The sequence below is a fragment of the Pseudarthrobacter sp. SL88 genome, assembly GCF_026672455.1.
GTDB lineage: Bacteria > Actinomycetota > Actinomycetes > Actinomycetales > Micrococcaceae > Arthrobacter.
The window spans coordinates 691382-713296 of sequence record NZ_JAPPRD010000001.1; the positions used below are offsets into that span (position 1 = coordinate 691382).

Here is a 21915-nt window from a genome sequence, read left to right on the forward strand (position 1 = left end):
CCTACTTCAGTCCGTCGGTGTCGTGGTCGTTTTCGTGCTTGCCCTTGTTACCGTCGGATTCCTTGGCCTTGGCCTCGAGATCGTCCTTGAGCTTCTTCAGCCGCGCGGCTTCTGCCTCGTTGCGGCGGCGGACCTCGAGATTGCGGAGGAACTCCGGATCATCGTCCGGTGCGGTGGGGTGGCGGTAACCCTGCTGCTGCGGTGCGGCGGCACGGGGACGGCCAATGAGAAGCCAAAGAATCGCGCCCAGCACCGGCAGGATGATCATGACCACGATCCAGGCGGGTTTGGAAATTCCGCGGGTGAGACGGCCATCGGTGCGGATCACGTCCACGAGGCCATACACAAAGATGACGAGGACTGCCACGGCCAAAGCCACACGGAGAAGCATGCCACTAAGTCTATCGTCCGCAGGCGCAGGGGGTCGCGGGCCGGAGACGGCTAAACTTGAATGTGGCCTTTTTGAAATATTCCCTGATCCGCCTGGCGCTCTTCGTGCCGTTGTTCGTCGTTTTCATGCTCCTGCAGCTGGGTGCCCTGATGTCGGTGGTCTTCGCCGGAGTGATCGCCTTCGCCGTGAGCTACCTGTTCTTCCAGAAGCAGCGGGACGCTGCAACGGCAAACCTGCACCACCGTTTCTCCGGCAAGGCCAAGCCGCTGCGCTCCGCGGGCGAGGTCCAGGACGCCAACGCCGAGGACGCCCTGCTGGACGCCAACCCGGACGTCGCCATCAACAATGACGCCAGGAACCCCAAGCCGCAGAACTGACGCGGCCAGCGGGCCAGGGTGGTTATCCGTGGCCGGTAATAGACGGCTCAGAAGCCGTGGCTGAGCACCAGTCCCAGTGAGAACAGGACGCTGTAGCCAAGGTTGATCAGCCCTGTCTGCTTGAGTACCGGGATTAGGCTCTTGCGCTTGCGGCCGTTGATCATCAGCCAGGCCGGCATGAGGCAGGCCGGGATCAGCAGCAGGACAATGAGCATCCACGGACGTCCCGGAGCCAGGATGACCACCAACAGGATGGCGACAGCCAGCATCAGCACGTAGCTTTCGCGGGCATGCTTGTCTCCCAGCCGCACGGCGAGGGTCTTCTTGCCTGCCTGCATGTCCGTGGGGATGTCGCGGACGTTGTTGGCCATAAGCAGGGCAGTGGCAATCAGTCCGGTACCGATGGCGCCGATGACGGCGGGCAGGCTGACCTGCCCGGCCTGGGTGTAGGTGGTTCCCAGGGTGGCCACCAGGCCGAAGAACACGAACACGAAGACGTCGCCCAGGCCCATGTAACCGTAGGGGTTCTTGCCGCCGGTGTAGCCCCAGGCGGCCATGACGCAGCCGAGGCCCACCAGGATGAGCCACCAGCTTTGGGTGATGACCACCAGTGCCAGCCCGAACACCATGGCGCCGGCGAAGGTTGCGAACGCAGCCCGCTTAACGTGCTCCGGCTTGGCCGCTCCGGAGCCCACCAGGCGCAGCGGACCCACGCGGTCGTCGTCCGTTCCGCGGATGCCGTCCGAGTAGTCGTTGGCGAAGTTCACGCCCACCTGGAGCAGGAGGGCCACCAGCGCTGCCAGGATGGCGTTGGGCAGAAGGAATGAATCCATCGCATAGGCGGCGGCGGAGCCGATGAGCACCGGCGCAATCGCGGCGGGAAGCGTTCTCAGGCGTGCGCCTTGGATCCATTGGGCGGCTGTTGCCACGGTCAGTACCTCATGTTGTTTCGTGTAAGCGGCAGGATGCCAGGCAGGCATGCGCCGCAGTAGTGCAGGTCCACTCTACTTTCCCCGGTGCAGTGCGCTGAGTTCGGCGGTCATGGCCATCCGGTCCGGTTTCCCGTTCGGCAGCATCTTCAGGGCAGGCGCCGTGAGGACAGTTTTTGGCGCAGCAAAGCCCAGTTCCCGGTGCCAGGAGTTCCGGAGGCCGTCGACGTCGGCGGCAGGACCCGCGTTATCGTCGTCCGTGGCGCCTCCCGCGGCGAGCGCCACGTAGGCGGCCACGGCCTGGCCCCATTCCTCGGACGGAACGCCGGCCACGAAAGCCGCCGCAACGCCGTCGGACTTTTCCAGCTTTTCCTGGACGTCCGCAGCGGAAACCTTCATGCCGCCGGTGATGATCATGTCGTCGGCGCGTCCCAGCACGGTGAGGCGGCCGTCGTCGTCGATCTTGCCGATATCGCTGGTGCGGTACCAGCGGACGCCGTCCTCTTCGAAGAAGGTGCCGGTTTCCTCGTCCGGGGCCTCGATATAGCCGGCGGCAATGGTGTCGCCGCCCAGGTGGATGCGGCCGTCCGGGGCCACCCGGACGGACACGCCTTCCAGCGGGTAGCCGTCGTAGACGCAACCGCCGGAGGTTTCCGCCGAGCCGTAGGTGGTGACCACGCGGACCCCGGCCTCCCGGGCGGCGTCGAGCAGCGCGGGCGGGGTGGGGGCGCCGCCCAGCAGGATGGCGTTGAAGCGGCGGAGTACGGCGAGCGTGTCAGGGGAGGGATCGTCCAGGAGCCGCTGCAGCTGGGTGGGCACCAGGGACGTGTACCGGATCTTGTCCGTGAGCTCCAGGGCGGCGGCGGTGAAGGCCTCGGGCGTGAAGCCGCCGGACATGTCCATCACCCACGGCCGGGTCCCGGCGAACAGCGAGCGCACCAGGACCTGGATCCCGGCGACGTACTGCACGGGGAGGGCCAGAAGCCACTGGCCTTCGCCCTTGAGCGCCAGCGCCGTGGCCATCGAGGAGGCCGCCAGGGACTCCACGGTCAGGACGGTGGCCTTGGGCGCACCGGTGGAACCGGAGGTGCGGACCACTGCCACCGCGTCATCGCAGCCCGGGGTTTCGATGTGCCCCACCACGAGGGCGCCGTCGGCACCGATGGAAAGTTCGACGGCGGGACCCTCGCCGTGGAGCGCGGCGGCCAGGGCCTTGAGTACGGGCTCGATGTTGAGGTGGCTGGTGTTGGGGGAGGTGCTGTTCATATACCGCTCCTGCCTTAGAAGTAGTGCGGGAAGCCGGACCAGTCGGGGTCCCGTTTTTGCAGGAAGGCTTCCTTGCCCTCCACCGCCTCATCGGTCATGTAGGCCAGCCGGGTGGCTTCGCCGGCGAAGACCTGCTGGCCCGCCAGGCCGTCATCGGCCAGGTTGAAAGCGAACTTCAGCATCCTGATGGCCTGCGGTGACTGCCGTGCGATGTCCGCGGCGTACTCCAGGGCGACGTCCTCGAGGCGGTCGTGGTCCACGGCCTCGTTGACGGCACCCATCCGGACCATGTCCTCCGCGGAATATTCACGCGCCAGGAAGAAAATCTCACGGGCCGCCTTTTGCCCTATCTGCCGGGCCAGCAGGGCCGAGCCGTAGCCGGCGTCGAAGCTGCCCACCGTGGCGTCGGTTTGCTTGAACTTGCCATGCTGCCGGGAAGCGATGGTCAGGTCTGCCACCACATGCAGCGAGTGCCCGCCGCCGGCCGCCCAGCCGTTAACGACGGCGATGACCACCTTGGGCATGGTGCGCATCAGCCGCTGGACTTCAAGGATGTGCAGCCGGCCGGCACGCGCGGGGTCAATGGTCTCCTGCGTCTCGCCATCGGCATATCTGTACCCGTCCCTGCCCCGGATCCGCTGGTCCCCGCCGGAACAGAACGAGTGGCCGCCGTCCTTGGGGGAGGGGCCATTGCCGGTGAGCAGGACGGTGGCCACATCCGGGGTCATCCGGGCGTGGTCCAGCGAACGGTAGAGCTCGTCCACGGTGCCGGGGCGGAACGCGTTGCGTACCTCGGGACGGTTGAAGGCAATCCGGACCGTCGGCAGGTCACGCACCCAGCCGCCGTCGGCGTCCCGCTCCACCTGGCGGTGGTAGGTCATGTCCTGGAAGTCCTCGAAACCGGCAACCACCCGCCAGCGTGTGGGATCGAAGACATCGGACACCGGGGCGGGAATTTGGTTGCTCACCGTCCAAGTCTAGTAATCGTGCTTAGCTGATGCAGAACTCGTTCCCCTCGGGGTCCGCCATGGTGTGCCAGGAATGCGGTCCCTGACGCGCCGTCCACAGGAACGTGGCGCCCCGCGCTTCCAGCTCGCTCCGGACATCGTCCTTGTCCCGTCCGGCGAGGTTGACGTCCCAGTGCACACGGTTCTTGACCACCTTTTCCTCTTCGCCGGACTGGAACAGGAGGCGGCGGCTGGGCGCCTTGGACTCGATTTCGTCCGGCGGGCGGATGGCGGCCCCGTCCTTCCACACCAGGTTCCCGTGGTGGGTGGTGGTCTGGTCCTCGGTGGCGAAGCCCTGCTCGATCATGGAGCGGATGAACCCGGCATCCTGCGGCTCAACCGACCATTCGAGGGTCTCGGCCCACCAGTCCGCAAGCTGGTGCGGCCGGCGGCAGTCGATGACAATCTGGATATTCAGTCCCATCCCACAACGTTAAAGGCGCATGCGCCCGAGCGGTAGGGGTGCGTTTTCCCTCGATCGAGAAGGATCTACAACGCTGAAAAGTGCTCTTGACAATATGTCATGACATAGGTCACAGTTGGGTCCGGAAAGGCTTTTCCTTGTCGGCAGTGCTGCCGGAATGGGCTTAGCTTTCACCATCGGCAAAGGCCTTGCTGCAAGGCCAGGAGCACTGAGAGACAGGACAGACCATTGTCAGAGAAGACAAGAATCTCAAGCATCACCCGCCGCCAGTTCGGCCTGACCGCATTTGGACTGTCAGCCCTTGCTGCCGGCCTGACTGCCTGCGGTGGCGGGGGCGGTTCCTCGGACTCCGGGTCCAAGACGCTCCAGTTGGTCCTCTCCGGTGACACCAACCAGGGCGGCGCTTTCGCTGCGGCGGCCAAGAAGTACAAGGAAGCCACGGGCATCACCATCGAGGTGGTGGACGTGCCCACCGCGGACATCACCACCAAGCTTAAGAACGCCGCTACCGCCAACGACCTTCCGGCGCTGGCACGCGTCACCAGCATCGACCCACTGTGGGTCAACCAGTTGCAGGACCTCTCTGACATCGCCAAGTCCCACGGCATCGATGAAAAGTACCTGCAGGAATCCCCGGACGGCATCATTCCCGCCGTCCCCTCGGACCTCACCGCAGTGGGCCTGTTCGTCAACAAGAGCCTGTTCGACAAGGCAGGCGTCAAATACCCCACAGCCATCGAGGGCACCTGGACCTGGGACGAGTTCGTTGCCGCCGTCACCGAAGTCCGCGAAAAAGCCGGTGCCAAGTACGGCGTTGTCATGGACCGCTCCGGGCACCGCCTCCGCGCCATGATGTATGAGTTCGGCAGCACCGCCTTCGCCAAGGAGAACGGCAAGTACGCCGGCGACAGCAAGGCCGTGGAAACCCTGGAGTACTTCCAGAAGATCAATGACGACAAGACCATGCCCAAGTCCGTCTGGCTCAGCGGCGAGGACGGCAACGCCATGTTCAAGAGCGGCCAGGTGGCGGCGTACTACTCCGGCAGCTGGCAGGTGGCCGACTTCAACAAGAACATCAAGGACTTCGAGTGGCTCTCGGTGCCGCTGCCCAAGAAGGAAGTCAACGCCACCAACCTTGGCGGCGGCTTCATGGTGGCCTTCAAGGACACGGGCGCGGACGAGGAAGCCAAGAAGTTCATCGACTGGTTCTACGAGGACGCCAACTACACCGAGTTCGCACAGCTGGGCGGCTACCTGCCGGCCAAGGACCTCAAGGTGGAGTACCAGTTCCAGCAGCCGTCCTTTGAGCTGTACCAGAAGCAGATCGCCGAAAACGACGCCAAGGGCGACAACGCCATTAAGCGCGTGGTGGCTGAGGCCTACGCCGAAACCCCGTTCACCGGGGACCCGCTGCGTGAAGAGACCGTGAAGATGCTCTCCGGCAGCCAGGATGCCAAAACCACGGTGGACAACATCGTGAAGCTCTACAACGGCGCCTAAGCCAGTGGCCAACCCAACCATCAGCACTACTGCGGCTCCCGGGACGCCCCCCACGGGGGCGGTCCGGAGCAAGTCGCAGCAGAAGCGCCGCAACCGCTACGTCATAGCCCCGCTGGTCCTGGTGGGCGTGAACGTGGTGCTCTTCCTGGTCTTCTTCGTCTGGCCGGGCGCCCTGGGGATGCTGTACTCGTTCACCGACTACCGCGGGGTGGGCAAGCTCCACTTCATCGGCCTGGCCAACTTCCAGAAGCTCCTCGCGGACAGCACGTTCTATGCGGCGCTGGGCAGGACCTTCGCCTACACGGTCCTGTCCGTGCCGCTGGTGTACGTGTGCTCGCTGGGGGTGGCCTCGCTGCTGGTCAGCAAGGCCGTCCGCGGCCGCACTGCGGCGAAGATGGTGATCTTCCTGCCCTGGCTGATCTCGCCCATCGTGGTGGGCGTGATCTGGAAGTGGCTGTTCGGCCAGGACTTCGGCTTCGTCAACTTCATCATCTCCCTGCTGGGCGGCAGCCCCGTCCCGTGGTCCAGCAACGGCAACCTGGCCCTCGCGGTGGTCATCTTCGCCTCGGCCTGGGGCGGCACCGCGTTCAACATGCTCCTCTTCATCGCCGCGCTGAAGAACATCCCCGAGGCCCTGCTGGAGGCAGCCGAGCTGGACGGGGCGAACGCGTGGCAGCGCTTCCTGCACGTCACGCTCCCGGCCATCGCGCCGACGTCGTTCATGGTCATCCTGCTCTCCACCATCCATGCGATGAAGGAGTTCGCCATGATCCAGGCACTCACCAACGGCGGGCCTGGAACGGAGAACACCCTGATTGTGCAGTACATCTACAAGACCGGCTTCGAGCAGTCCAAGGTGGGCTACGCCAGCGCCGCCTCCATGGTGCTGATGGTGGTCCTGCTGGCCATCGCGCTGATCCAGCTGCGGTTCAACCGGAAGAAGGGCTGACCCATGGCAACAGCTGCCAACCTGCCTCCTGCTATCGCCGAGGAAGCGGCCATCGGGGCGGGAAGGACCGCCGCTTCCCCGCCCGCTTCCCCGGGGAAGAAGCCGCGGGGAAACCGGGAGGCCCGCGCCAAGGCATCCGTCCCGCTCACCGTGGTGACCTGGCTGATCGCAGCGATCTACGCGTTCCCGCTGCTCTGGTTCCTGCTCAGCTCCTTCAAGCCCGGCAGCGAACTCTTCAGCTACCCGCTGTCCATGATTCCGCGCGAATGGACCTTCCAGGGCTTCGTGGACGCCTGGGAGCGGGTGGACTTCGCCCAGTACTTCCTGAACACGGCGACGGTTTCCATCGTCACCACGGTCCTCACGGTCTTCTTCAGTGCCTGCACGGGGTACGCCCTGGCCAAGTACAACAACAAGGGCACCCGGCTGTTCTTCGTGTGCATCCTTGCCACTACCATGCTGCCCACCGAAGTCATCCTGAACCCCACGTTCTCGGTCATCCGGGACCTGGGCCTCTACAACTCGCTGGCCGGCATCATCGTGCCCTCCGTGCTGACGGCCACCGGCGTCTTCATGTTCCGGCAGTTCTTCCTGACCGTCCCGGACGACCTGCTGCACTCCGCCAGGATCGATGGCGCCAGTGAGCTGGCCATCTTCTTCCGGATCATGCTCCCGCTGTCCAAGCCCATCCTGTTCACGTTGGCCATCTTCTCCTTCCAATGGCGCTGGAACGACTACATCTGGCCGCTGATCGTGCTCAACGACCCCAAGTGGTACACGCTGCAGGTTGCGCTGCGCAGCATCGTTGGCGCGGAAAACATCGACTGGCCGGTGCTGCTGGGGGCCTCGGTGATTTCCCTCCTGCCGCTGGTGTTCGTGTTCTTTGTGTTCCAGAAGTACGTGCTCAACGCCGATGTCAGCGCCGGACTGAAGGACTAGGGCCATGGAGACGACAACGACTGACACGGCTTTCCGCGCCCGGGTGGTGGAGGCGGCGGACAGGAGCGTGGCAGAGTTCCTGGCCACGCACGACGACGACGCCGCGGCACTTCCGCACCGCGCTGCCATGGGCAGGCTGCTGGCTTTGGCAGCGGTCACCACGGAGCCCGGCTCCGCCTTTTACGGCTCCGGCGCGGATGGCGCCGGCGACGGCGTCGGTGGTGTCGCCGGGGGAGACTCCGCCGCAGACGGCACCGGTGACGCGATGCGCCGGTGCCTGGACCGGCTCGAACACCTGCAGGGCCCCACCGGCCTGTTCGACGGCACCAACCTCTGTTCCCCGCCGGATTCCGCCTTCACCCTCAACGATGCGTGCATCGCCCTGGGCATCATCAGTGCCCTGGAAACGCCCGGGAAGGCGCTCGCGGACGCGGGGGCCCGGCTGGCCGGCATCATCTCCCGCGCCACCGACGCGCTGGTGGCAGGGGGAGTCCACACTCCCAACCACCGCTGGGAACTGTCCGCCGCCCTGGCAAGGATCAACGCGCTGCAGCCGCGGCAGGACATCGCGGACAGGATCACCGAATGGCTGGCCGAAGGCATCGACCAGCTGCCGGACGGCATGTATTCCGAACGCAGCGCGCTGTACGCCTCGGCCGTGACCAACCCGTCGCTGCTGGCCATCGCAGACCATGCGGGCCGTCCTGAACTGCTGGACCACGTCCGCCGGAACCTCACGGCATTCCTGCCCTGGTTCAACTCGGACGGAACCCTGGAGTCCGTGTTCTCCCGCCGGCAGGACCAGTGGATGGACTTCAACGCCGCCCCCTTCCTTCCGCTCTACCGGCGGCTGGCCAACCAAGACGCCAACCCGGACTTTGCCGTCGCGGCCGCGTGGCTGGGGACGCTCCCGCTGCACGAACCCGCCAAACTGCTGGCGCTGCTGCGGCTGGACCCCTGGCTGCACGCCGCCCTCCCGGAAGAGACGGCAGCAGCCGCGGCACCGGACAGCACACTGCCCGTTCCCCTCGCTCCGGCGGGCGCCGCACTGGAAACCTGCGGCGCCTACCGGTTCCGGGCCGGGCGCGCAGTGACCACTGTGTACGGCGGCTGTGACGGCCTGGTCCCGGCAGTGGTGTCCGGGCTGGCCAGCAACCCCACGTTCCTGCGGTTCGCACACGGAGCAGCGGTCCTCTCCGGAGTGCGGCTGTCCCGCAGTTTCTTCGACCTGGGCCCGTTCCGCAGCCAGCACACGGTGCGTGACGGCGCCACGGTGCGGCTGTCCGAGGAGCTTTCAGCGAACTTCTACCTGCCACTGCCCGCCGCCCGCAGGCGGGAGGACGGCGTCTACGCGCTGGGCCACGAGGGCCGGTTCAGCGCCAGCATGGACTTTCCCGGCAGGCCCACGGTGGTCCACCGGCTGGGCACGGAGATTGCCGTCCGGGCCGAGCCGGGGCAGACCGTCCTGGAGCTGGATTTCGACGGTGCTGACACCGCCTTTGCGCTGGAACTGACGTTCCGGCCCGGGGGCGTGCTCGACGGCGTGGTCCCGGCTTCAGGCACGCCGGGAGCCTTCCAGCTGGTGCAGGGGACCGGCAGTTACAGGGTGGGCGCTGACGCCATCGAGTTCGGGCCGGGCCTGCCGGCTGATCCCGACACTCCACCCGCCTACAACCCGGGGGAAAACTACCGCTACCTGGCGGGGACCAACGCCTCGGAGGGGGTCAAGGTGTTCATCACGGGACGAACCGCCGGCAGCCACCGCCTGCTCCTGCGGGGGAGCACCGAAGCGCCTTAGGAATCAGGGGTGGGCCTGCTGGAGCTGTTCAAACAGTTCCGGCGGGATGGCGTAGATGAAAACCACCGCCAGCAGGTTCTTGGCGGCGTGGACGAAATAGGAGAACATCACGTTCCGGCCGGTCCAGACGTAGACGAATACCAGGGTGGCGCCCATGGCCAGGTAAGGCAGCAGCGCCGTCAGGGTGATCGCTTCCTGGCCGGCGATATGGATGCCGGCGAACACCACCACGGACAGGGCGCAGCACAGCCAGATGTTCAGCCGCCTGCTGAGTTTGCCGATCAGGAGGTGCCGGAAGATGTACTCCTCCACGAACGGGCCCACCACCACCAGGACGGGCACAATCAGCCAGGCAGGGACCTGCTGCATCAGCGACTGCAGGCCGGCCTGGTTGGCGGAGGTCTGGGCCTCCCCGCCGGTAGCCACCACCACGGCCGTGAGGATCATCATCACGATTACGGCCGCCGGGACCATCAGCAGGGTGAACCACGGGCGGGTGGCCAGGACCCTTAGGTCGCGCACCACCACCCGCCGGGCGGCCAGGAACGCCAGGACCGCCACGGTTCCGTAGAAGACCAGGTTGACCAGATAGGACGCCGCCGCCGGGGAGGGGGCCAGTTGCTGAAGGGCCGGTGCCAGGAGCTCGCCGGCCACGGTGAAGACGCCGGCAATGGCCACATACGTAGCCAGCGCGGCGAAGTCCAGGGGAGCGAACCTGTACAGTTCCGGCTGTGGTGCGGGCGGGCGGCGGTGCGTGGTGGCCATGGTTTCAGCCTAGCTTCCGGATGCCCCCCGGGTGGGCTGCCGGAATCAGGCCCCGGGATTGCCCGGTCATGATTGTTGCCCCGGCTTTCAGGATTGGCGTGGTGATCAGGACTGCCCGGCGATGGTCAGAGCGATCAGCACGCAGTTCAATCCGACGATCAGCGTGGCGCTGGTCCAACCGGCGATCTTTAGCGCGCGGGAGTCAACATGGATGCCCATGATCTCGCGTTTGCCGGTCAGGCGGATCAACGGGATCAGCGCAAACGGAATGCCGAAACTCAGCAGCACCTGGCTCAGGACCAGGGCGAGCGTCGGCTCGATTCCTGCCCCGAGGATCACCAGGGCGGGGATGAGGGTGATGACCCGCCGGACCAGCAGCGGAATCCGGACCTTCAGCAGGCCGCCCATGATGGTTGCGCCGGCATAGCAGCCCACCGAGGTGGAGGCCAGGCCGGATGCCAGGAGCCCGACGGCGAACACGACGCCGATGGCTGGTCCCAAGGCGGCGGAGACGGCGGCGTGGGCTCCGGCGATGGTGTCCGTTCCTTCGATGCCGCGCAGGCTGGATGCGGCCAGCAGCAGCATCGAGATGTTGACCACGCCGGCCAGCAGCAGCGCGCCCAGCACATCGAACCGGGTGGCCCGGATCAGGCGGGTCCGCACGGCCGGGTCCGGGGAGAAGCCGAACCGGTCACGGGCCAGCGCGGAGTGCAGGTAGATTGCGTGCGGCATCACCGTGGCGCCGAGCATGCTCGCGGCGAGCAGGACGGTGTCCGTTCCCTCGAAACGCGGAACCAGTCCGCCCAGGGCGCTGCCGGCGTCGGGCGGGTTGACGAACAGGCCGGACATGAAGCCGACGGCGATCACTCCGAGGAGGACCAGGACGGCGTATTCGAAGGACCGTTGGCCGCGGGCGGTCTGCAGCGCCAGAAGCAGCATGGACGCGATGCCGATGATGACCCCGCCCAGCAGGAGCGGCAGCCCGAACAGCAGGTTCAGGGCCACGGCGCCGCCAATGACTTCGGCCATGTCGGTGGCGCCGGCAACCACCTCGGCCTGCACCCAGTAGAGGCGCCGGGAGCGGGTTCCCAGCCGCTTGCCAAGGATTTCCGGCAGGCTCAGGCCGGTGGCAAGGCCCAGTTTCGCGGACTGGTACTGCACCAGGACGGCCATGGCGTTGGCCATCACCAGCACCCAGACCAGCAGGTAGCCGTAGTTCGCGCCGGCGGTCAGGTTTGCGGCGACGTTTCCGGGATCCACGTAGGCGATGGCGGCGACGAACGCCGGGCCCAGCAGCAGGAGCCGTGACCACAGCTTGCCTGCGGCCGGCCGTACTTGCAGGGTGGGTGCTGCCATGATCATCTCCTCGCCATTGCGGTAATGACACGAGACTACCGCAAATTTAGGCATACCGAAAAGTATCTTTACGGGAAGCCGTAGTGCGGCTGGTGTAGTGCGCGTCACGTGGCACCCGGATGGATCTTGTACGATGGATAGGCCGCGCGAAGCTTCGGCAAGATGAAGACTTACGCTCACAAACAGTCGTCCCAACGGCTGAAGACCGAATTATGTGAGCTGGATCATTCGCTTCCGGATGCGGCCAACCCCCAACCCACAAGGAACCGTTGTGCCTCAAAGTACCCCGCCCGAAATCAAGAACAGCACGGCAGCATCCACCGCCGTCGACCCGTCCCTCAGCGCCGAGGGCTACAGCAAAACGCTGGGAAGGCGCCACGTCACCATGATCGCCATGGGCGGCGCCATCGGCGTCGGCCTCTTCATGGGAGCCGGCGGCCGCCTCGCCTCCACCGGCCCGGCCCTCATCTTCTCCTACGCCATTGCCGGCGTCATCGCCTACCTGCTGATGCGGGCCCTGGGCGAACTCATCATGTACCGCCAGACCTCCGGCTCGTTCGTCAGCTACGCCGGTGAAATGTTCGGCCGCAAGGGCGCCTTCCTGTCCGGCTGGATGTACTTCATCAACTGGGCCATGACCGGCATCGCCGAACTCATCGCGATCGGCCTCTACTTCCAGTTCTTCTTCCCCAACGTCCCCGTTGAACTGTCCGCCATCGCCGCGCTGGTGCTGCTGGTGGCCGTGAACCTCTTCAGCGTCAAGGCCTTCGGGGAATTCGAATTCTGGGCCTCCTGCCTCAAGGTGGCCGCCATTGTCATCTTCCTGGCCGTGGGCACCTTCATGGTGGTCACCAACGCCAAGGTGGGCGACGGGCACGCCTCCGTGGCCAACCTCTTCCATGACGAAGGCGGCATGTTCCCCAAGGGCGCGCTGGTCATGATCCTCGTGCTGAACGCCGTCATCTTCGCCTACAACGCCATCGAACTGGTGGGCATCACCGCCGGCGAAATGCAGAACCCGGAACGCGAAGTCCCCAAGGCGATCCGCGCCGTCGTGGTCCGCATCGTGGTCTTCTACGTCGGTTCCGTCTCCCTGCTGGCCATGCTGCTGCCCTCGGACCAGTACAAGGCCGGGACGTCCCCGTTCGTCACCGTCTTCGGCCAGATGGGCCTGGGCTGGATGGGCGACGTGATGAACATGATCGTCATCACCGCCGCCCTGTCCTCCTGCAATTCGGGCCTCTACTCGATCGGCCGAATCTTCCGCACCATGGCCAACAACGGCCACGCACCGCAGTGGCTGACCCGCATGTCCACCCGCCGGGTTCCGTACATGGCCATCCTCGCCATCGGCGCCGTCTACCTGGTGGGCATCCTGCTGAACATCTGGCTGGGCGGCTCGCACGCGTTCGACCTCGCCCTGAACACCGCCTCCATCGGCGTGATCTTCACCTGGGGCTCCATCTTCGCCAGCCAGATCGCGCTGCGGAAGAAGAAGGGCAACGTGTCCACCCTCCCCATGCCCGGCTCGCCGTGGACCAGTTGGGCCGGCCTCATCGCCCTGCTCGTCATCGCCGTCCTCATCGGCTTCGACACCATGACCAGCAAGGACGGCGAGGTGTTCTACCTGGGGCTGTGGACCCTGGCCACCATCCCGTTCTTCGCCGTGGTTCTCTGGCTGGGCTGGCAGAAGGTCAAGAACAACGCGCCCAAGAGCGAGCTCTTCAGCTAAGGCTGCGGACTGCCGGATACGCACGACGGCGGCCCGCCCCTGAGTACCGAAAGGCTCAGAGGGCGGGCCGCCGTCCTGCGCAAGTCCTCGGGTCAGTCCCTTAAGTACCGCGCGAAGTAGTCCTCAATCCGCCGCCACGCCTCCGGGGCGGACTCCGGATCGGGGCCTACACCCATGACGCGCATCAGGGGCCGGAGGAGTGCCGGGCCCATCTCTTCGTCATTGAGGAAGCTGTGGCCGGCGCCGGGAAATTCCTGCACGCTGTGCTCGATGCCCAGCCCGTCGAGGGCCGAATCGAGCCGCGCGGCCGCTCCTTTCAGGGACCTGTCCGCACCGCCGTAGTTGGCCACGATGGGGCAGGCGCCGCGCACGGCATCCACAAGGTCCTCCTGCTCCTTGGGGAGCCGTCCGTAGTTGACCGATGCGGCCTGGAACCCGTCCTTGGCGGCCAGCAGGGCGAACCCGCCGCCCATGCAGAACCCGATCACCCCGGTCCTGCCGTTGCTGAGCTCCGATTCCGCAAGCCAGGTGCGGGCCGTGGCGATGTCCGTGAAGGGCCGGCCCGTGCGGGCTGCCATGGCGCGCATGGTTCCCACGAGGCACCGCCGCGCCCCGCCGTCGCTGTACAGGTCCAGGGCCAGGGCAAGGTAGCCGGCCCGGGCCAACCGGTCCGCGTGCCGGCGGGTCTGGTTATCCAGGCCGAAGGCTTCATGGATCACGACGACGGCGGGGAAGGGGCCCTCGCCCTCGGGTACAGCCAGGTAGCCGCCCAGTGAGGGTGATCCGCCGGCGGCCATGCTCTCGGTGCTCAGGTCCACGTTCGTCATGGCCCAAGGCTAGCCGCACGCGGGGGATACTGGTACCGTGCGGCGGCGCGGGGCAGACTGGGGCATGTGGGCGAACCCTGGGTGCTGCATGTGGATCTGGACCAGTTCATTGCGGCCGTGGAAGTGCTCCGCCGCCCTGAGCTTGCCGGCAAGCCCGTGATCGTGGGCGGCCGTGGCGATCCCACCGAACGGGCCGTCGTCTCCACCGCCTCCTACGAAGCCCGGGCCTACGGCGTCGGATCCGGGATGCCGCTGCGCATTGCCGCGCGGAAAGTTCCTGACGCTGTCATTCTTCCCGTGGACCAGGAGGCCTACCTGCAGGCCTCGGGGGAGGTGATGGGCGTACTGCGCTCCCGGCCCGGCGCCGTCGTCCAGGTGCTCGGCTGGGACGAGGCATTCGTCGGCGTGCAGTCCAGTGATCCGGAGGCCTACGCCCGTCAACTGCAGGATGCGGTGTTTGAGGCCACCGGGCTGCACTGCAGTGTGGGCATCGGTGACACCCTGGTCCGCGCCAAGGTGGCCACGACGTTCGGCAAACCGGCCGGTGTTTTCCGGCTCACGGCGGAGAACTGGCTGGACGTCATGGGAAACCGGCCCACCATTGACCTGTGGGGAGTGGGCACCAAGGTCTCGCGCCGGCTGGCAACGCTGGGGATCACCTCGGTTTCCCAGCTGGCGGCAGCGGACCCGGACTCCCTTGTCCCGGAGTTCGGTCCCAAAATGGGGCCCTGGTACGCACAGCTTGGGCGGGGGGGCGGTTCCTCGGTGGTGGATGACACCCCATGGGTGGCGCGCGGCCACAGCCGGGAAACCACGTTCCAGCGCGACCTCACCGAGCCGGTGCAGGTGGATGAAGCTGTCCGGGAACTGGTGGCGGCGGTGCTGGAGGATGTTGCCGCTGAAGGGCGCCCGGTGGTGGGGCTGACGCTCAAGGTCCGGTACGTCCCGTTCACCACCAAAACCTATGCCCGCAAGATTCCCGAAACGGACGACCCCGCGGAGGTACTGGCCCGCGCCCTCGACCTCAGGGGCAGGGTTGAACCGGACCGGCCCATCCGGCTACTGGGGCTGCGGGCTGAAATGACCATGCCGGACGACTCGAGGCAGGGGCATACGCCAACCCGCAGTGGCTGGTGACCCACCAGGTCCCTATCGATTGTTCCGTAGGCGCCCGGGCAGCAAAATGGCGGCGGATCCGGGGGATCCGCCGCCATTGTCTACCGGTTCAGCACGCCGTTCGCTGCGGCCGCCCCGGTAAAGGACTAGTTGCGCTTGAACTCGTCCTTGACATTTTCGCCGACCTTCTTTGCATCAGCCTTGACCTGGTCGGTCTGGCCTTCTGCCTTCAGGCGGTCATTGTCGGTTGCGTTGCCAGCAGCTTCCTTGGCCTTACCGCCCATATCTTCTGCTGCGTTACTGATCTTGTCTCCGAGGCCCATGGTGTGGCCTCCTTTCGTTTCCGTCGATCAAACAATGCCCTTTCACACTAACACGAAGCATGCTTACTAGTTCAAGCCCGGCAGGCCGCGGGAGTGCCGCGGGCGGGTCGGCCGCCCTGCCTTTGTCCGCCCGCGGCGATAGGCTCGGGATCATGGACCAAAGCCTCAGCCTGACCCAGCACATTCATGCTTCGCCGGAAACGGTGTGGGCCGTGATCACGGATATTCGGAACGCACCCGGAACGCTGTCCGGGGTGGAGGCGGTGCAGCTTCTGACGGACGGTGCCTATGGTGAGGGCACCCGCTGGAAGGAAACCCGGAAGATGTTCGGCAGGTCCGAAACCGTGGAGATGTGGGTGGACAGCGCTGAACCGCCGCGCAGCACCACCATTAAGGCCGCCCAGGGCGGGGCGGATTACAGCACCAGGTTCAGCCTGGCCAACCGCGACGGCGGAACGGACCTGACGCTGACCTTTGGGGCCAAGATCTCCAAGCCCACGGCGGCCAGCCGGGTCCTCGCCGCAGTGTTCGGCAGGCTGGGCATGGCGGCAAGCCGCAAAGCACTGGCCAAGGATCTGGCGGACATCGCGGCCAACGCGGAATCCACCCCGTGACCGGGTCCGGAACCAGGCGGCCCAAGGCCGCCGTTACTGCCCCGCGGCTTTCGCCGGTCCGGCTTGAGGACCTTGAGGACCGCAGCCTGGACTTCCGCCGCGGCGGACGCCACGAGGGTGCCCGCTACAGCCGCCTGGACGCAGACGGGCTGGAGCTCTCCGGCGCCGACTTCTCTGAGTGCGAACTTCAGGGCGTCTCCTTCAACGAAGCCCAACTCCGGGGCGCCGGATTCCGCGACACGGTCATCAGTGAGCTGTACGCCCCCGTTTTCCGTGCCGCCCGCAGCACCTGGCGGGACGTCGAGATCAGCAACCCCCGGCTCGGTTCGGCCGAACTCTACGAAAGCGGATGGCAGTCCGTCCGGATCGAGGGCGGCAAGCTGGACTACCTGAACCTGCGCGGGGCGAAGCTGACGGACGTGCTGATCACCGACTGCATCATCAACGAACTGGACCTCGGCTCGGCAGCGGCAATGAGGGTGGCGCTGAAGGGCTGCACCATCGGAGCGCTGGACCTAACCGGCGCCAAACTCAAAGACTTCGATCTCCGCGGCGCTGACTTCCGCAGCGTCAGCGGCATCGGCAACATGGCCGGCGTCGTCATGGACGAATACCAGCTGGGACTGCTGGCGCCGCTGCTGGCCGCACACCTGGGTATCACCGTCATCTAAGTGGGACTACGCGCCGCCGGGCCTGCCGTGTACTATTTACAGAACGAACGGTCGGTAAGTGGCGCAGGTCGCCCTGCCGGCCGCCGGTGACAGTGCTGTTAATCGCGTGAAGGGTGTTTCCATGGCTGCAAGCGCAGGTCCGCAGGCTTTCCTGGTAGGCGGAGTCCGGACTCCGGTGGGCAGGTACGGAGGTGCGCTCTCGGCGGTCCGGCCCGATGACCTGGCCGCGCTGGTGGTCCGTGAAGCCGTGCAACGCGCCGGCCTGGACCCGGACAGCATCGACGAAGTGATCCTCGGCAACGCGAACGGCGCCGGTGAAGAGAACCGCAACGTCGCCCGGATGGCCGTCCTCCTGGCCGGGCTGCCGGTGCACATCCCCGGAATTACCGTCAACAGGCTTTGCGCGTCCGGGTTGAGCGCCATCATCCAGGCCAGCCACATGATCAAAGCCGGCGCCGCGGACATCGTGATCGCAGGCGGCGTCGAGTCGATGAGCCGGGCGCCGTGGGTGCAGGAGAAGCCGAGTGCCGCCTTTGCCAAGCCCGGGCAGATCTTCGACACCTCCATCGGGTGGCGCTTCACCAACCCACAGTTCCAGCACGGCGCATTGTCCCGGGACGGCAAGATGACCTATGCCATGCCTGAAACCGCCGAGGAAGTGGCGCGGGTGGACGGCATCTCCCGCGAGGACGCCGACGCCTTTGCCGTCCGCTCGCACGAACGTGCACTTGCCGCGATCGAAGCCGGCCGGTTCAAGGACGAGATCGTCCCGGTCACAGTCAAGACCCGTAAGGCAGAAACCGTGGTGGATACCGATGAGGGTCCCCGCGCCGGCACCACCGCCGAGGTGCTGGCGAAGCTCAAGCCCGTGGCGCATGGCGGATCGGTAGTCACCGCCGGGAACTCCTCGTCGCTGAATGACGGCGCCTCCGCGATCATCATCGCGTCCGAAGCGGCCATCGAGCGGCTCGGCCTGACACCGCGTGCCCGGATTATCGACGGCGCCTCGGCCGGGTGCGAGCCCGAGATCATGGGCATCGGCCCGGTCCCGGCCACGCAGAAGATCCTGAAGCGGTCCGGCCTGAGCGTCGGTGACCTGTCCGCCGTCGAACTTAACGAAGCCTTTGCCACGCAGTCCCTTGCCTGCATCCGCCGGCTGGGCCTGGACCCGGACATTGTGAACAACGACGGCGGCGCCATCGCTTTGGGCCATCCGCTCGGTTCCAGCGGCTCACGGATCGCCATCACCTTGCTTGGCCGTATGGAACGCGAGGATGCCAAGTTGGGCCTTGCCACCATGTGCGTGGGCGTCGGACAGGGCACGGCCATGCTGCTGGAGAAGATCTGATGCCGGGCGCAGTGGATCTGGCGGCCGAGAAGTTCTCCGCGCTCCTGGTGGAGGAGCAGGGCGACCGCGTGGTTGTCCTGCTGAACCGCCCCGAGGTGCGCAACGCCATCGACCAGCAGATGGTGGATGAGCTGCACACCGTCTGCGCTGCCCTGGAACAGAACCCCAAGGTCCTGATCATCGCCGGCGTGGACGGGGTGTTCGCCTCCGGCGCCGACATCGCCCAGCTCCGTGAGCGGCGGCGGGACGATGCCCTGCAGGGGATCAACTCCACCATTTTCGTGCGCATCGCCAAGCTGCCGATGCCGGTCGTCGCGGCTGTGGACGGATACTGCCTGGGTGGCGGCGCGGAGTTGGCCTACGCGGCTGACTTCCGCATCGGAACTCCGGACGTCAAAATCGGCAACCCGGAGACCGGGCTGGGGATCCTGGCCGCGGCCGGCGCCAGCTGGCGGCTCAAGGAGCTGGTGGGGGAGCCAGTGGCCAAGCAGATCCTCCTTGCGGGCAAAGTGCTGGGCGCCGACGAGGCGTTGGCCGTCAACCTCATCACAGAGATCCACAGCCCCGCGGAGCTCCTGGGCGCCGCCCACAGCCTCGCGGACCGCATCGCCCGGCAGGACCCCCTCGCCGTCCGGATCACCAAGTCCGTGTTCCATGCCCCGGCGGAAGCGCACCCGCTGATCGACCAGCTGGCCCAGGGCATCCTCTTCGAATCGCAGGCCAAGTTCGACCGCATGCAGAAGTTCCTGGACCGCAACGCGGCCAAGAAGGCTGCATCCTCCGACACCGCTGACGGAAAGTAGAAAACCGATGAGCAACACTGCAATTCCTTCTGGCCGGCCCGCTGATCTTTCCACTGACCTGCCCCATTTCGTGGGTGTCCTGGGTGGTGGCCGGATGGGTGCGGGCATTGCGCATGCGTTCCTGGTCAAGGGCGCCGAGGTGCTGGTGGTGGAGCGTGATGAGCAGTCGGCCGAGGCTGCCCGGGAGCGGGTGGAGTCCGCCGCGGCGAAGAGCATCGAGCGGGGTGTGGTGGACGCGAACCTGGATGAGATGGCTTCCCGGTTGACGGTGGGCGTGGACTATGACGCGTTCAAGGACCGGCAACTGGTGGTTGAGGCGGTGCCGGAGGACTGGGATTTGAAGGTTTCTTCGCTGCGCGGGATCGAGGAGCGGCTGGCGCCGGAGGCGTACCTGGCGTCGAACACGTCCTCGCTGTCGGTGAACGGCCTGGCGCGGGAGTTGCAGCGGCCCGGCAATTTCCTGGGGCTGCATTTCTTCAACCCGGTCCCGGCGTCCACCCTTATTGAGGTGGTGCTCGGCGAACACACCGCACCCGGACTCGCCGACGCCGCCAAAAAGTGGGTGGCGGCGCTGGGGAAGACCGCCGTCGTCGTCAATGACGCGCCGGGCTTTGCGTCGTCCCGGCTGGGTGTGGCGATCGCACTGGAGGCGATGCGGATGGTTGAAGAGGGTGTGGCGTCGGCGGAGGACATCGATAACGCCATGGTCCTGGGCTACAAGCACCCGACGGGGCCGCTGCGCACCACCGATATCGTGGGCCTGGACGTGCGGCTGGGGATCGCCGAGTACCTGCAAGCCACCCTCGGTGAGCGGTTCGCCCCGCCGCAGATCCTCCGCGACAAGGTGGCCCGCGGCGAACTCGGCCGCAAAACGGGCAAAGGCTTCTTCGACTGGCCCAGCTAAGGCAATCCTGGAGAGGTGCGGTGCCTAGTCGAAGAACCCGACGATGTAGCCGATGAAATACAGCAGGAACAGCAGGACGCCTGCGCCGATGGCTCCAAGCCAAAAGATCTGCTGGCCCCTTCCGGAACCAGGTTGCCGGGGCTCCTGGGTGCCCGCCACCGAGCCTTCCCCGGGCGGGGTTTCACCCGGGGGAACTCCGCCGCCGGGTTCCAGGCCTGTGATCTTGTCGTCCTCCGGGTCCGGATTGGTTCCTGACACGTTAACTCCCTTGCTCGCGGTCTGGGGCTTTCCCCAGCGTAACCGGCCCCGGTGTTTGGTCCTAGGCTGGTGCAGTGACTTTCCTTGAGCCCCTTACCCTGACCGGCCGGCACGTAATCCTCGAGCCCCTCGACCCAACCCATCACGACGGGCTGGTGGAGGCGGCCGAGGACGGCGAGCTGTGGAAACTCTGGTACACCTCCGTGCCGTCTCCCGCCGGGATGGCGGCCGAGATCCGCCGCCGCCTGGCGTTGCAGGAGCAGGGGTCCATGCTGCCGTTCACCACACGGCTGATCGACCCGGAGACCGGCGGGCCGGGCCGGGTCATCGGGATGACCACCTATATGAATGTCGACGCCGGCACTCCCCGCGTGGAGATCGGCTCCACCTGGAACGCGGCGTCAGTACAGGGCAGCGGAACAAACCCGGACTCCAAGCTCCTGCTGCTGCAGCACGCCTTCGAGGCGCTGGGCTGCCCGGCCGTGGAGTTCCGCACACACTGGCTGAACCACCAGTCCCGCGAGGCGATCGCCCGGCTCGGCGCCAAGCAGGACGGCGTCCTCCGCAGCCACTCCCGGACCAGCGACGGCCTGCTGCGGGACACCGTGGTGTTCTCCATCCTGGAACACGAATGGCCCATGGTCCGCGCCGGCCTGGAGTACCGCCTGGACCGGCGCGGGTAAACCCCAGGCTGGGGAGGGGTGGCGGTTACGGCCGTGCCAGCTTGTTAAGGTTCACAGCGTCTTGAAGGGCATCTGCGTAGGCCTGATGCCCTAACGGGGTGGGGTGGAAATTCTGGGGGTCCTCCAGCGACCCAAGGTGAATCCACGACCGCTCGGAGTTCACGGCGTGCCCCGCGAATGCCTCCGTGACGTCGACGTACACGGCCTTGGCCTTCACTCTGGGGGCATCCGTCGCTTGCGCTATGACGTTGTTGAGGGCCCGGGTGCCCGCGTTGACCAGCTCTTGCGCCTCCGGGGTCAGCAGGGATGGGCCGCCTGCGGGATCAAAAAGGAGGGGATATCCAAAGACCGCTATCGTCGCGTGGGGCGCCGTTCTGCGAATGGCAATCAGGGCTTCCACCAGGTCGGCCTGCAGGGCGGGAAATTTGGCCTGGACTTCCTGGATTGCCTGGGCACAGACGTCGAGCGTAAATCGTGCACAGGTGGCTAGCGGTGCGGTGAAGTTGATGTCATTCGGGCCCGCGGTCAGGGTGACCAGTTCGGTCCGGACGGAAAGTGTGCCGGACGCCGTCAGAGCCGTAATTTGCTCCAGCACGCTGGGCGCGGTGTCGGACGGCCGGTCGACAATGACGGCCCCGGCGCAGGCAGCGTTGGTGCTGTCGTCGTCCACGACAGACAGGGCCTTGAGCAGATCGACATAGCCCCTTCCAGCCTGGGTGCAAGGGGCTATGTCCGGGGCACTCGCCCCTACCCCGGCGGTGTAGGAGTCACCGACCGCTACGAGGTCGACATCCTTGACGGGCGGTGCCGCGCCCGCGGGCAGGGCCGCGGAACCAAGAGCCAGGGCCAAGGTGGCGAGGCCGGCTGCAAAAGCCGGGAGCCGCCGTCGTAATGCTGTAGTACCCATCGCAATTCTCCCTTGAACATGACCTCGG

General features: G+C 66.3%; 24 protein-coding genes. 13 read left to right on the top strand and 11 right to left on the bottom strand.

The features are described 5' to 3' along the window. Position 1: 1 nt before the first annotated feature. A complete protein-coding gene (locus tag OVA06_RS03085) occupies positions 2-391 on the bottom strand; it encodes a PLD nuclease N-terminal domain-containing protein (RefSeq protein WP_056076225.1) in 390 nt (129 codons plus the stop codon). Between the two features lie 62 nt (positions 392-453). Here OVA06_RS03085 and OVA06_RS03090 point away from each other — a divergent pair, with 62 nt between their 5' ends. After that, the gene (locus OVA06_RS03090; protein WP_261620213.1) at positions 454-768 is read left to right on the top strand and encodes a DUF4229 domain-containing protein; all 315 of its coding nucleotides are present in this window, start codon (positions 454-456) and stop codon (positions 766-768) included. 47 nt (positions 769-815) lie between these two features. Here OVA06_RS03090 and OVA06_RS03095 read toward each other — a convergent pair whose 3' ends face one another. The 4 genes from OVA06_RS03095 to OVA06_RS03110 all read right to left on the bottom strand — a co-directional run bounded on the left by OVA06_RS03095 (position 816) and on the right by OVA06_RS03110 (position 4394). Continuing rightward, positions 816-1697, bottom strand: coding sequence for a 1,4-dihydroxy-2-naphthoate polyprenyltransferase (locus tag OVA06_RS03095; RefSeq protein WP_056076218.1), 882 nt, complete (start codon positions 1695-1697; stop codon positions 816-818). A gap of 75 nt (positions 1698-1772) precedes the next feature. Continuing rightward, a complete protein-coding gene (locus OVA06_RS03100; RefSeq protein ID WP_056076215.1) occupies positions 1773-2963 on the bottom strand; it encodes an AMP-binding protein in 1191 nt (396 codons plus the stop codon). 14 nt (positions 2964-2977) lie between these two features. Then, on the bottom strand, positions 2978-3931 hold the full coding sequence (locus OVA06_RS03105) for a 1,4-dihydroxy-2-naphthoyl-CoA synthase (RefSeq protein ID WP_268156223.1): 954 nt from the start codon (positions 3929-3931) through the stop codon (positions 2978-2980). Between the two features lie 22 nt (positions 3932-3953). Further along, positions 3954-4394 (bottom strand): VOC family protein, encoded by a 441-nt coding sequence (locus OVA06_RS03110; RefSeq protein WP_056076210.1) that lies wholly within the window; start codon positions 4392-4394, stop codon positions 3954-3956. Between the two features lie 228 nt (positions 4395-4622). On the opposite strand from OVA06_RS03110, the gene OVA06_RS03115 reads away from it, so the two are divergent. From OVA06_RS03115 to OVA06_RS03130, 4 genes are read left to right on the top strand one after another with little or no spacing between them, the layout of a single operon-like run. Further along, the gene (locus OVA06_RS03115; RefSeq protein ID WP_268156226.1) at positions 4623-5894 is read left to right on the top strand and encodes an ABC transporter substrate-binding protein; all 1272 of its coding nucleotides are present in this window, start codon (positions 4623-4625) and stop codon (positions 5892-5894) included. 4 nt (positions 5895-5898) lie between these two features. After that, complete coding sequence (locus OVA06_RS03120) at positions 5899-6843, top strand: carbohydrate ABC transporter permease (RefSeq protein ID WP_261620210.1); 945 nt, start codon at positions 5899-5901, stop codon at positions 6841-6843. 3 nt (positions 6844-6846) lie between these two features. After that, positions 6847-7782 (top strand): carbohydrate ABC transporter permease, encoded by a 936-nt coding sequence (locus tag OVA06_RS03125; RefSeq protein ID WP_268156229.1) that lies wholly within the window; start codon positions 6847-6849, stop codon positions 7780-7782. 4 nt (positions 7783-7786) lie between these two features. After that, positions 7787-9580 carry a hypothetical protein gene (locus OVA06_RS03130; RefSeq protein WP_268156231.1) on the top strand — a complete coding sequence of 598 codons (1794 nt, stop codon included), beginning with the start codon at positions 7787-7789 and terminating at the stop codon, positions 9578-9580. Positions 9581-9583: 3 nt separating this feature from the next. Here the strand turns inward: OVA06_RS03130 and OVA06_RS03135 are convergent, their stop codons facing one another. Beyond that, complete coding sequence (locus tag OVA06_RS03135; RefSeq protein WP_268156233.1) at positions 9584-10345, bottom strand: CPBP family intramembrane glutamic endopeptidase; 762 nt, start codon at positions 10343-10345, stop codon at positions 9584-9586. Between the two features lie 105 nt (positions 10346-10450). After that, entirely contained in the window at positions 10451-11701 is a 1251-nt protein-coding gene (locus tag OVA06_RS03140; RefSeq protein ID WP_268156235.1) for an Nramp family divalent metal transporter, read from the bottom strand. Between the two features lie 271 nt (positions 11702-11972). Here OVA06_RS03140 and OVA06_RS03145 point away from each other — a divergent pair, with 271 nt between their 5' ends. Continuing rightward, entirely contained in the window at positions 11973-13433 is a 1461-nt protein-coding gene (locus tag OVA06_RS03145) for an amino acid permease (protein ID WP_268156237.1), read from the top strand. A gap of 92 nt (positions 13434-13525) precedes the next feature. Here OVA06_RS03145 and OVA06_RS03150 read toward each other — a convergent pair whose 3' ends face one another. Then, positions 13526-14260 (bottom strand): dienelactone hydrolase family protein, encoded by a 735-nt coding sequence (locus tag OVA06_RS03150; protein WP_268156239.1) that lies wholly within the window; start codon positions 14258-14260, stop codon positions 13526-13528. 66 nt (positions 14261-14326) lie between these two features. Here OVA06_RS03150 and OVA06_RS03155 point away from each other — a divergent pair, with 66 nt between their 5' ends. Then, the gene (locus OVA06_RS03155; RefSeq protein ID WP_442793514.1) at positions 14327-15397 is read left to right on the top strand and encodes a DNA polymerase IV; all 1071 of its coding nucleotides are present in this window, start codon (positions 14327-14329) and stop codon (positions 15395-15397) included. A 125-nt stretch (positions 15398-15522) separates the two neighbouring features. Here OVA06_RS03155 and OVA06_RS03160 read toward each other — a convergent pair whose 3' ends face one another. After that, positions 15523-15699: a CsbD family protein gene (locus tag OVA06_RS03160; protein ID WP_045729318.1), complete on the bottom strand. Its 177-nt coding sequence runs from the start codon at positions 15697-15699 to the stop codon at positions 15523-15525. Between the two features lie 152 nt (positions 15700-15851). On the opposite strand from OVA06_RS03160, the gene OVA06_RS03165 reads away from it, so the two are divergent. From OVA06_RS03165 to OVA06_RS03185, 5 genes are all read left to right on the top strand, one after another. Beyond that, on the top strand, positions 15852-16313 hold the full coding sequence (locus tag OVA06_RS03165) for an SRPBCC family protein (protein WP_268156241.1): 462 nt from the start codon (positions 15852-15854) through the stop codon (positions 16311-16313). Then, on the top strand, positions 16310-16984 hold the full coding sequence (locus tag OVA06_RS03170) for a pentapeptide repeat-containing protein (protein ID WP_268156242.1): 675 nt from the start codon (positions 16310-16312) through the stop codon (positions 16982-16984). The genes OVA06_RS03165 and OVA06_RS03170 overlap by 4 nt, the downstream gene beginning before the upstream one ends. Before the next feature lie 121 nt (positions 16985-17105). Continuing rightward, positions 17106-18332 carry a thiolase family protein gene (locus tag OVA06_RS03175; protein WP_268156243.1) on the top strand — a complete coding sequence of 409 codons (1227 nt, stop codon included), beginning with the start codon at positions 17106-17108 and terminating at the stop codon, positions 18330-18332. Continuing rightward, positions 18332-19135 carry an enoyl-CoA hydratase/isomerase family protein gene (locus tag OVA06_RS03180; RefSeq protein ID WP_268156244.1) on the top strand — a complete coding sequence of 268 codons (804 nt, stop codon included), beginning with the start codon at positions 18332-18334 and terminating at the stop codon, positions 19133-19135. Before OVA06_RS03175 ends, OVA06_RS03180 begins: the two co-directional genes overlap by 1 nt. Before the next feature lie 7 nt (positions 19136-19142). After that, positions 19143-20039 (top strand): 3-hydroxyacyl-CoA dehydrogenase family protein, encoded by an 897-nt coding sequence (locus OVA06_RS03185; protein ID WP_268156245.1) that lies wholly within the window; start codon positions 19143-19145, stop codon positions 20037-20039. A 24-nt stretch (positions 20040-20063) separates the two neighbouring features. On the opposite strand, the gene OVA06_RS03190 is transcribed toward OVA06_RS03185, so the two are convergent. Further along, a complete protein-coding gene (locus tag OVA06_RS03190; protein WP_056076498.1) occupies positions 20064-20297 on the bottom strand; it encodes a DUF6480 family protein in 234 nt (77 codons plus the stop codon). Positions 20298-20371: 74 nt separating this feature from the next. Here OVA06_RS03190 and OVA06_RS03195 point away from each other — a divergent pair, with 74 nt between their 5' ends. After that, the gene (locus tag OVA06_RS03195; RefSeq protein WP_268156249.1) at positions 20372-20980 is read left to right on the top strand and encodes a GNAT family N-acetyltransferase; all 609 of its coding nucleotides are present in this window, start codon (positions 20372-20374) and stop codon (positions 20978-20980) included. A 25-nt stretch (positions 20981-21005) separates the two neighbouring features. On the opposite strand, the gene OVA06_RS03200 is transcribed toward OVA06_RS03195, so the two are convergent. Next, on the bottom strand, positions 21006-21887 hold the full coding sequence (locus tag OVA06_RS03200; protein WP_268156251.1) for an SGNH/GDSL hydrolase family protein: 882 nt from the start codon (positions 21885-21887) through the stop codon (positions 21006-21008). Positions 21888-21915: the final 28 nt, after the last annotated feature.